We start from the raw sequence: 10,724 nt of genomic DNA, 5'->3' as shown, positions 1-10,724 counted from the left end.
CGTCGAGTACGACAAGTCGGCGCTAGTCAGACGTTGCCCGCTAAAGTCCCAGCCGCTGAGGTCGTTTTCACTCAATCCAATGCCGGCCAGATCGCGACGCTGATAATCAGTCGTCGAATAGATCTGCTGCTTAGTAAGGCCGCCGCCCGTCGTACGAGTAAAGCGTGCGCCGGTCACCGTAGCGCCCGAAAAGTCGGCGCCATCTAGTTTCGCGGCCGGAAACTCGGCACCAGTCAGGTTCTGGCCGCGGAAGTTCCAGCCGGTCAAATCGTTATGGGTTGAATCGGAGGGCGAAAGGATCAGGGAATCGAACTTGACCCCGGTCAGATTACCCGATTGATAGCTTGCGGTGGAATAGAGTTGCTCCTTGCGAAAACCCAGTGTCGTGGTTCCCCGAAAGGTAGCGCCTTCGATGCGGGCCCCGGCGAATAGGGCGCCCGTGAGGTCCGCATTGGCAAAATCCGCGCCGCGCAGATCCTGGCTGGAGAAGTCCCAATCCTGGAGCTGGTTCTGCTGTAGCGACACGCGGCGCAAATCGTGTTGTTGATAGCTCGCAGTCGAGTAGAACTGTTCCTTGGTAAAGTCGTTGGCCGTCGCGAACGGAAAACGTGCCCCGACGATTGTCGCACCGGAGAAATCGGCGCCCAGCAAATGGGATGGACTCATTTCCACGTTCGTCAGATTAGCGCCGGACAGATTGGCATTCGTGAGGTCAGCGCCGTATAACGTGCCGTTCGACAAGTCAGCGCCGGCCAAAACCGCCGACCTCAAAGTATCGCCCACAAGTCGAACAAATGGCATCTCTGCATTCGCGAATGTTGCGTTGTCCAACCAACTGTGCCCGATGTCGGCCGACGTCAGATTCAGTCCACCTGAAAAATCGGCGAAGCGGAGGTTCTTTGTCGGACTGTTCCAGCCAAAAATCCGCAGTTCCGGTCCCGGTATGATCCCCTCGCTGCCAGGAATGGTGGCGCCGTCGTCCCAACGCACGACTTCTCCGTGAACGGCCGTTCCCACGACCACTAGCAAGAGTAGTGAGGCGACGTAAGTGCTACGTGACATGGTTCAGTGTTCCGTTAGGAAGAATCGGGCCGATTGCAACACCCACCATCTTAATGTGCGTATTGAGGGCCTGCAAATTCTGTTTTCGCCCAGCCTGCGAGACTGAGGATGAGCGCTTCCATGGATCGTGATTGTGATAAAACGTATGGGACAAAGCGAACATCCTCCTGAATCTGCTTGCCGGGCCACTCGCTCGGCAGCATAATCCTCTCTTATGGTCGAAAGTCGTATTCGAACGAATACGCGCACGCGCGATCGAATCAATAGTGGGGACAAACAAATGAAGCGTGAGAGAACCGGCCGACGACGGATCGAGATGTTGGAATGCCGTCGACTCCTGGCGATGATCCCGGCCATGGTGGCGGACATCAGGCCTGGAATACAAAGCAGCGCGGTGATTCCGTTCGGTAGCGTCAACGGCCAATTGCTTTTTTCCGCAGATGATGGGATTCAAGGTAGCGGGCTTTGGAAAACAAACGGCGACCCGCTCAACGAGATGCGAATTAAAGGCATTACAGTGCTGGACTCGCCCAAGAGCATCAACGAAACGGTGTATTTCATCGCATTTGGCGGAGGGTATGGCAGAGAAGTTTGGAAGAGCGATGGAACTGAATCAGGAACCGTATTGATCAAGGATGTATGCCCCGGATTCGAGTCGTCGTATCCAGCGCATCTTACGCCGGCAGGTGACACACTGTTTTTTAGCGCGACGGATTGCTCGGTTGGAAACGAGCTCTGGAAAAGCGATGGCACCGACGCTGGCACGTCGAGAGTTAAGGACATCGTGCCGGGGGCCGTCAGTTCGGGACCTCGCTATTTGGCCAACGTCGACGGCACGCTGTTTTTCTCCGCTGATGACGGTGTCAATGGACTTGAGCTTTGGAAGAGTGACGGCACGGAGGAAGGGACGGTGATGGTTAAGAACATTCGCCCGGGCGCAGCTTCCTCGTCACCGTACCAACTCATGAGTGTCAACCACCGACTGTTCTTCACTGCGAATGACGGTAGCGACGGACTCGAACTTTGGACGAGCGATGGGACCGATGCCGGCACGGTTCTCGTCAAGAACATCCGCGAAGGTGGCAGCGACTCGAGTTCCAATCCATTTTGGTTGACGAACGTCAATGAGACCCTGTATTTCGCCGCCAACGACGGATTTGAAGGCCATGAGCTGTGGAAGAGTGACGGCACAGAAGTCGGAACAGTCCGTGTGAAGGATATCTGGCCAGGAAGCTACACGTCAGATTTGCGAGAGCTGACGAATGTCAGCGGCGTCCTTTACTTCTCGGCCGACGACGGAGTAAGTGGCGTGGAGCTTTGGAAGAGCGACGGCACGGACGCCGGCACAGTGAACGTCAAGAATCTGGTTCCTGGTATCGCTCGCTCATTTCCGTCGAATCTGACAAATGTCAATGGCACGCTGTACTTTACGGCGCTGAATGCCAAACAAGAAACTGGACTCTGCTCGAGCGACGGCACGTCCGAAGGAACGATTTGTATCGGAACGGGCGTCGGGGCGCCGATCCCCGGTACCTTCCGCGGACGGACGGCAGTGGGCGACACGCTTTTTTTCTCCGCGGACGATGGCATTCACGGCCGCGAGCTCTGGCGTCTGGTCGAGCGGCCGCTGCTGGGAGACGCGGATTCCGACGGAGACGTCGACCTGGACGATCTCAACAGCGTTCGCAATCACTTCGGACAGGATGGCGTCAGGTTCGGCGATGCCGACGGGAACGGGAACGTGGATTTGAACGATCTCAACGCCGTGCGTAACTACTTTGGTTTCTCGGTCTGGCCCTCCAGTCCATCAGCCGAAGACGGGCACGTCGCAGAAGCGTTGCCTGCGCTCGTGGACGAGTGTCGCAATTTCAGCGGAGGCGTCAAGGCAGACTTTACTACGGCACGCACCGTCGAAAGCACAACTCGTCGTGTGAGTCGGCCTCTCGACGCGGCGTGGGATGCAGTATTCGCTCGATTCGCTAATTCGTCTGACGTTGCATTCACGTTCATGGGGTCGAGCGGCAATGGAAGGCAACCGCGCACTCGGCTACAGTCTAAGCAGTGAAATACGCGTCGCGGTTTTGGCTGCCAGCAAGACACGTTGATCGGCAGTGCGCATTCTTCAATGCACGCGGAGCGTCAGTCAAAGGAATACCGATCCGGTATGCCGGCCGATCGACAAAGCTCGGCCGAACGACCAGAGCTGAGAAGCTGAGCTGAATTGTGCGTTAGATTCGCATATCAAATCGTCGCGACTAGATTGTGCGGGACGGTTTAGGACCATTTGCAGAGTCCTGGGAGCCACGCGACTCGAATCCCACTCGAATCATGACGGGCAGCACACATTCGTGTGCCCGACACTGACTAGTGAACGAACGCTTGCCGACGTACGACGCAGTGGGGCAGGCGAATGTGGTGACGACGTCAGCGTACTTGCATGTAACGCTGGAATAGTGGAACGCGATGCGGTCGATTCTTGTTCCTACCCTCGATTTATCCAAGCCATGCTGACGGGTTCAATTACGGATGCGGCGGTGTTGCACTCAGGCATAGTACGACTGGTGACATCCGATTTGTACGGCCGTTTCAGCACACTTCCGTAAGTCAGGCAGTCGCTGACGGAGCATGCGCCGCTCGTAGCGTCATCCACATACTGCCATGGGCACTTTCTTATTTCGCTACCGCCTAGACCAATTGTGCGCAGTCCCTTGGTTCCGCTTTATCACCATCTGAACACTAACCCGCTGCAGGGGGGGCGACATACTCCGTCGTTATAGAGTGTGCCGGCGTTTGATTCGTGGAAAGATTTCGCGGAGTCAGTTCTAAATTGCGAATTACCCGCGCCCGAACTTGCGTCGCCACCGAGAGATAACGAGAATGTCTGACGGGCGGCAGGATACCTCGCTGGAGGTCCGGGCGTTCCGTTGCGTCACCCAGCCCTGGCGGAGGATTCCGAAAATGTTCGTCCAACGACGTCGCGATCTACTCACTTCCGGCAAACGGCGCGGTATGGGTCGCCACCTGGAGACGCTGGAGCGACGGATGCTGTTGAATGCCGCGCCGGTGGCGACCAGCGACGTCTTCACGATGCCCGCCGGCTTTGCGCTAGAACGAAGCACGCCGGCCTTGCTGGCCAATGACACGGATGCAGACGGCAACGCCCTGCATATCTCGACGGCGTCCACGCCCACGCACGGCGATCTCACTTGGCATGCCAATGGGTCGTTCGAATATGCGCCCGATGCCGGCTTCGTCGGCGTGGATAGCTTCACGTATCAGGCGCACGACGGCACGACGAATTCTAACACGGCGACCGTCAAGATTCGCGTCGGGGATTATCAGGACGTCATTCTGGAGGACGGACCGCTGGGGTATTGGCGTCTCAACAGCCCGCTCCCAGATACGATCGCGCCGGATACTTCGCCGAACGGGTTGACCGGAATCTATGGCTACATCAGCACCGCCGCCAACGGGGCGATTGCTGCGGAGACAAGTGGCGCGGGGCAATTCGGCGTTGGCAGCAGCTACGTCTACCTGGCTCAACCGCCGTCGTTGCTCGATTTGCAGAACAATTTCACAATCGAAGCCTGGGTCAACTCGGAAACGCTCGCGGGCGACGGCTTCATCTTCACCAATTCGCAGCATCAAAATTCACAAGGCTTCTCACTGCGTCGCATTGGGAACAAGTTGGATTTCGCCACGCACAGCATCAAGGACTACCTGTCGCCGGTCGTGTTCACGTCGACCAACACCTGGTATCACGTCGCCGTGACGTTTGATGGCAGCAACGACGCCCAGTTCTTCATTAATGGGCAGTCGGTGGGAACGGTGGCCGGTTCCGTCACTCCTCCCAAGAGCACGTCCACGGCGTTGATTGGCTATCGCACCAGCCAAAGCGATCAGTGGCATGGGCAACTCGACGAAGTCGCCGTGTATGGCCGCGTGTTAACGGCGGCGGAAGTGGCCCAACATTACGCCATGGGAGCGGTGTCGGTGGGCAAGCGTCCGGAGGCGACGGCTGATTTCTATCAAACGGCCGCCGACGAATCGCTCAGCGTGACCGTGCCGAGCTTGCCGACGCCCCGACACTCGTTCTCAACGGGCTTCGACGCGAGCGTCCCGAACGCCAATCTCGAAGATCCGAATGGCGCGTTCGCGCTCGCCAACGGCACGATGCAACAAGTCGTTGCCCGGCGTTACGCGCGGACGGTGAAATCGGACTATATGACCGGCGACTTCACCTATGAAGTCGACGTCGACATGACCACGACGGACGCCCGGATCATGTACGTGGGCGTCGGCGACGGTGTGGTCAACGGCCAGGCCTACGACGAACCGATCAACTCCATCAACTTCCGGCTGCACACAGTCGGACATGGGGGCCAGATCGCGATCGTGTTTGGGAATTGGACCAACGGCTACGTACTCGGGGCGATCGATCAGCCGGGCATCCATCGCGTGAGAATGGTGAAGACGGGCAACGCGTTAGTGGCTCAAGTGGACGGACAGTACAACGGTGTCTTTGAGGCCGACATCTCGTATACCATCACCGACCTGGCCGCCACGGCCCCGTTCCTGAACAACACCAACAGCAATCTATTCTTCGGCGGAGATCTGCCAGGCGCCTACGACAATCTCTATGTCGAATCGTCATTAGCGCCCGGCGCGGTGACCGGCGTGCTGGACAACGATCTCGGCGTGGTCGCCGCAACGAAGGCTGTGCTGGCTGAGGGGCCAGCGCATGGCGACGTCGTACTGAATTCGGACGGCACGTTCATCTACACGCCTGACCCCGGATTCGCTGGGACGGACACATTTAGCTACCTTGCCGACGACGGGACAAATGTCTCTGAGTCGGCGCTCGTGACGATCGAAGTCAATGGCCCCCCGAACGGTGTGGCCGACGAATATTTCGTGGATGAAGACGGCTACCTCGACGCTCGCGGTCCACTCGTGCAGGTGGCGGCGACCGGTTTCAACGACGCTACGGGACTGGGTGCCGACGGCACGGCGAATTCTCCCTATCGGCTCAACGCGCTGATTGGCGGGCAAGGTGCGACAGAGCATGGCTGGCGTGAGGCCTGGAATAATACGCCGGCGAATTCCAACGTGGTGACCAACGTTGTTTACGAAGGCGACGGCGCCTTGCACATTGTCCCCACATCGAACACATGGCGGCGTTGGACCGAACCACAAACTAGCCTGGTCACCGTCGAGCAATCTCTGCGCTTCACACCGAATTCTCGCACCTCGATCGTCATCCTGGACGGCGCGCTAGGCTGCAATTGCGAGGCCAGCGGCGCGGCCTATTTCCGCATGGACTCCGACGGGCTCATCAAAGTCGTCGATGGCGTAAACGTCGAGTCGACCGGTATCACCTGGACGCCCGATCAATGGTATCAGGTCACGGTCCAAGTCGATGTTCCCGCTAAGACCTGGCGCATCTGGCTCGACGACGACGAGGTCGCGACGCCCGACACGCTGAATTTCTACGGCAACCCCACCCAGGTCGACGCCGTCCTCTACCTGACCGAAATCTCCGGCAGCGGAGCTTACATCGACGCTTTCCAAGTCACTGCCGGCACGCCAAACGCCGGAGTGCTGAACAACGACGCCGACCCGAACAACGATTCGCTCGTCGCGGTCCTGTTGGAAAACGTCGAGCACGGAGAACTGGTACTAAAGTCGAACGGCCAATTCACGTACCGCCCGGATGAAGATTACTCCGGCACGGACCAATTCACCTACCGCGCCTTTGACGGCCGCGTTTACTCCGCGCCGATCACGGTGACGCTCAACGTGTTGCCAGTGAATGATTTGCCGACGGCCAATGACGACGCATACCAACTTGAGTCGGACGGTACGTTGTCAGTCAACGCGTCCGAAGGCGTGTTCACGAACGACACGGACCCGGATTCGCTCAACGTCAGCGCGATCCTCGTCGACCAGGCGGGTCATGGAACCGTCACGCTCCATGCAGACGGTTCGTTCGCGTATCAGCCCAGCCCGGGGTTCGCGTTGGTGGATACCTTCACCTATCGCGTCGACGATGGCGAGGGGCTGTCGAACATTGCCACCGTCACACTCAACCGAGCGCTACCGCAGATCGCGATCGGCTCGCACCAGCTGGCCGCGAACACTGCGGGGCAAACCGTTTCCATCTACGTGACCGGCGGTGTGCCTGTATCGGGTCTCAACTTGTTTGTGCAAGTCGGCGACGGCGGGCCGGAGCGCGTGCAACTGGGTTTGCCCGCCGGCAAAGATGGGCCGGCGATCACGAACCTGAACGTGAAGAACAACACGATCTTCGTCGGCGTACCGGACAATCCCGCCATTGACTATGTGATTCCGCAGGTCGCCTCGGCGTCGCTGTCGATCGCGCAGCCAGGCGGAACCGTGGCGGCGGACGGGCTGCTGGCGACGATTACGCTCGACACCACCGGCCTGCTCGGCGGCGTCTGGGATTTGAAGATCAAGGGCGTGTTGCCCGACTTGCAAGGTGGGCCGTTTGATAGCGACTTCGCCGGCATGTCGATTGAAATCGCCAACGGCCAATTGCAAATCGTGCCGGCGACGATCACAGGCCGGGGGATTTTCTACGCTGGCTCGCAATTCGGCGACACGGCGGCCACGGACAAGCAAGCCTTGCTGCCCGGTCAAACGGCGACATTCGCCAATTACACCAACTACGTCGATGGCATCAATGGCGTGGCGGTCGACATGGCGAATGTGTTAGGAACGCCCACGCTGGCGGACTTTGCCTTCTACGTGGGCAACTCGAACGACACTGCCACCTGGCAACCAGCGCCTGCGCCGTCGCTGGAGTTCGTCGTGGGCGGCGGAGCCAATGGCGCCGACCGAGCCATGTTGCGTTGGGCCGATGGCGCGATCGCCGGCAAGTGGTTGATGGTCCGCACGAAGAGCAACGCCCACACCGGGCTCGCGGCCGACGATGTATTTTACTTCGGCAATGCGATCGGCGAGTCGGGCGACAATCCGGGCAATGCACTCGTGAACGCCACGGACGTGATCGGCACGCGCGACAATCCGCACGGGCCGTTCAATCCGGCGCCGATGAACGATCGCTTCGATTTCAATCGCGATCGTCTCGTGAACGCCACGGACCTGGTAATCGCCCGCGATCACCCAACGTCGCCGCTGACCGCGCTGCGGCTGATCGCGCCCACCGGCGCCTTGCCGCCGGCGCCTCCGTTGCGCCGCACGCCGGGACGTTCGGACCACAGCGCATTGACGCAATCACGAAGTCAGGCATTGTCGACGCAAGACGCCGAAAAGCATCGCAGATCGCGCGAGCTGGCCGCGATCGACGCCGTGTTTGGCGCGCAGGAAGTTTCGCCAACGGCGATTTTGAAGCGACGCGCTTTGGCGCGACGTTCGTAGTGTATCGAAGACACAACACGCACCCAACTCTTTGATTTACTCCCATGACGCGTTTTCTCAAGCTTCTGATTCTGTGCGGCGCAACCGCTGGTTTTTCACCGCGATCGTCGTTGGCGTTGGAAGTCAATGCCGGACACCTGTTACTTGCGCCGAATCAGGCCGGGCAGACGTTCGAGATCATGGTCTCCGGCGGAGATCTCGTCTCGGGCGTGAACCTGTATGCTCAGATCGGCGACGGCGGCCCCGAGCTGGCGGAATACGGTTTGCCGGCCGGTCACGACGGCCCCAGTATCTCCACGGTCGATTTGAAAACTGGCGCCGTGTTTTCCAGCGTGCCCGATCCGGCCGTTAATCTCGGTAGCCTGCCGCAAGTGGCGGTCTGGTCGTTGGGCATAGCCGCGCAAGGCGGCAAAGTTCCGGCGCAGGGCCGACTTGCCAGGCTCACGATCGACACGACGGGCTTCGCTGGCGGGCGGTGGGATGTGACGCTGTCCAATGTATTAGCGGGCCTCGACGGCGGGCCATTTGCCACCGATTTTGCAGGGCTGCCGGCGAGCATTACGAATGGCTCGATCCGCATCAACGCTGGTCGCGCGGGGGATACGAACGCGGATGGCTTGGTCGATATCAAAGATCTCAACAACGTCCGCAATCAATTCGGCGCCGTGGGCGGCAATCCGATTGGCGACACATTCCCGTTCAACGGCATGGTCGGCATTGAGGACTTGAATGCGGTGCGGAACAACTTCGGAGCCGCGGGCGGCGCGGCCGCAGTTCCCGAACCGAGTGCATGGCTGCTCAGTGGCGTCGGCTTGGCAATGCTGTCCGCCGCATACTTGAAGCGACGTAAGTCTCAGTGAGCGTCGAGGAAGCCCGGGGGGCACGTGATTTCACGGCAGATGACACACCCCGACGTTGAGATATCTGGCGGCGCTCGTTTCGGGAGCAATTCAGGGGGCATCCGCGGCAGCGGCCGATGCGCCCGAAACTTGTGCCGCCGCAATATATGGTTCAGACTGGCGGGCAGTCGGCGGCCAAAGCCGTTCGATGCGACGATTCTCAGGAGACTGAAATGTTTGCGAAGCGAGCCGAGAGAAAACGAAGAGCGGGAAAGTTCTCTCGACTCGGCGTGGTGCGTTCCCTGGAGATGCTGGAGCACCGCGCCATGCTGAATGTCGCGCCCGTGGCGGTGAAGGATCAATACACCGTGCTCGCGGGTGAATCGCTGCGGAACGGCGTCGATCTGCCGGTGGGCTTGGACGCAGTGGCGGAATCAGCCGACGGGCACGTCTATGGCCTGGTGATCAGGACGATCAACTGGCGGGTGGCGCGCGACGAAGCGGCCGCGATGACGTACAAGGGCACGACAGGGCATCTGGTCACGTTTTCGTCCGCGGTCGAGCAGCAATTCGTACTCGACCAACTGGTTGCCAGCTATCCGGTCAACAAGGTCAACGACATTTGGATCGGCTTCGACGACTTTGCGAACGAGGGGCAGTTCCGCTGGGTCACGGGCGAGCCGGTGACCTTCACGGGCTGGGCGCCTGGGGAGCCGAACAACGCCGGCGACGAAGACGTCACCGAACTGTATCGCGACGGCAAATGGAACGACATCACCTGGGGCGACGGCAGCACGGCCTACGTGGTGGAATTTGACGGGCCGTTCCAAACGGGCATTCTGGCCAACGACACCGATGCCGATCACGACCTGTTGACGACTAAACTCGTCAGCGACGTCACGAACGGCGACCTGACGTTGAACGCCGACGGCTCCTTCATTTACACGCCCGACGACGGCTTCAGCGGAGTTGATACCTTCACCTACCGCGCGTGGGACGGCCAAGCGCAATCCGGCGTTCGGACCGTGACGTTCAACGTCGCGCCCAACAGCGCTCCGGTCGCGGTGGACGACGAGTTCGAGGTGATGCAATACAGTTCTCTATCGGTTGGACATCGTCTGCCGCCGGGTTTGACTCCGATCGTGTGGTCGACGAACGGCCACGCGTATATGCAGGTCGACGACCTGGTGAATTGGCACCAAGCGAAAGAACTGGCCGAATCGTGGGAGTTTCACGGCGTCGCGGGCCATCTGATCACGGTCACGAGTCAGGCCGAACACGATTTCATGGTCACGCGCGTGATGCGCCGCCGCAACGACGAGCAATTACTTCATTGGGCTGTCGGACATCCAGAACGAAGGGCAGTTCCAGTGGCTGACGGGCGAGCCGATCACGTTCACCGCGTGGGGACCAGGGCAACCG

Annotated in this window: 5 protein-coding genes; 4 read left to right on the top strand and 1 reads right to left on the bottom strand. The window is 59.7% G+C overall.

Annotated elements, in window-relative coordinates:
- Positions 1-801, bottom strand: an 801-nt coding sequence (locus SGJ19_17265; protein MDZ4782000.1) for a pentapeptide repeat-containing protein, incomplete at its 3' end; no start/stop codon positions are given.
- A 541-nt stretch (positions 802-1,342) separates the two neighbouring features.
- Here SGJ19_17265 and SGJ19_17260 point away from each other — a divergent pair.
- The 4 genes from SGJ19_17260 to SGJ19_17245 all read left to right on the top strand — a co-directional run.
- Complete coding sequence (locus SGJ19_17260; GenBank protein MDZ4781999.1) at positions 1,343-3,127, top strand: hypothetical protein; 1,785 nt, start codon at positions 1,343-1,345, stop codon at positions 3,125-3,127.
- Between the two features lie 893 nt (positions 3,128-4,020).
- Positions 4,021-8,463 carry an Ig-like domain-containing protein gene (locus tag SGJ19_17255; GenBank protein ID MDZ4781998.1) on the top strand — a complete coding sequence of 1,481 codons (4,443 nt, stop codon included), beginning with the start codon at positions 4,021-4,023 and terminating at the stop codon, positions 8,461-8,463.
- 44 nt (positions 8,464-8,507) lie between these two features.
- Positions 8,508-9,323 (top strand): PEP-CTERM sorting domain-containing protein, encoded by an 816-nt coding sequence (locus SGJ19_17250; GenBank protein ID MDZ4781997.1) that lies wholly within the window; start codon positions 8,508-8,510, stop codon positions 9,321-9,323.
- 212 nt (positions 9,324-9,535) lie between these two features.
- Positions 9,536-10,724: Ig-like domain-containing protein (locus SGJ19_17245; GenBank protein MDZ4781996.1), on the top strand; the 1,189-nt coding region annotated here is incomplete at its 3' end.

This window comes from Planctomycetia bacterium (assembly GCA_034440135.1).
In the GTDB taxonomy this organism is placed as follows: domain Bacteria; phylum Planctomycetota; class Planctomycetia; order Pirellulales; family JALHLM01; genus JALHLM01.
This window is presented reverse-complemented; position numbering and strand designations above follow the sequence as displayed.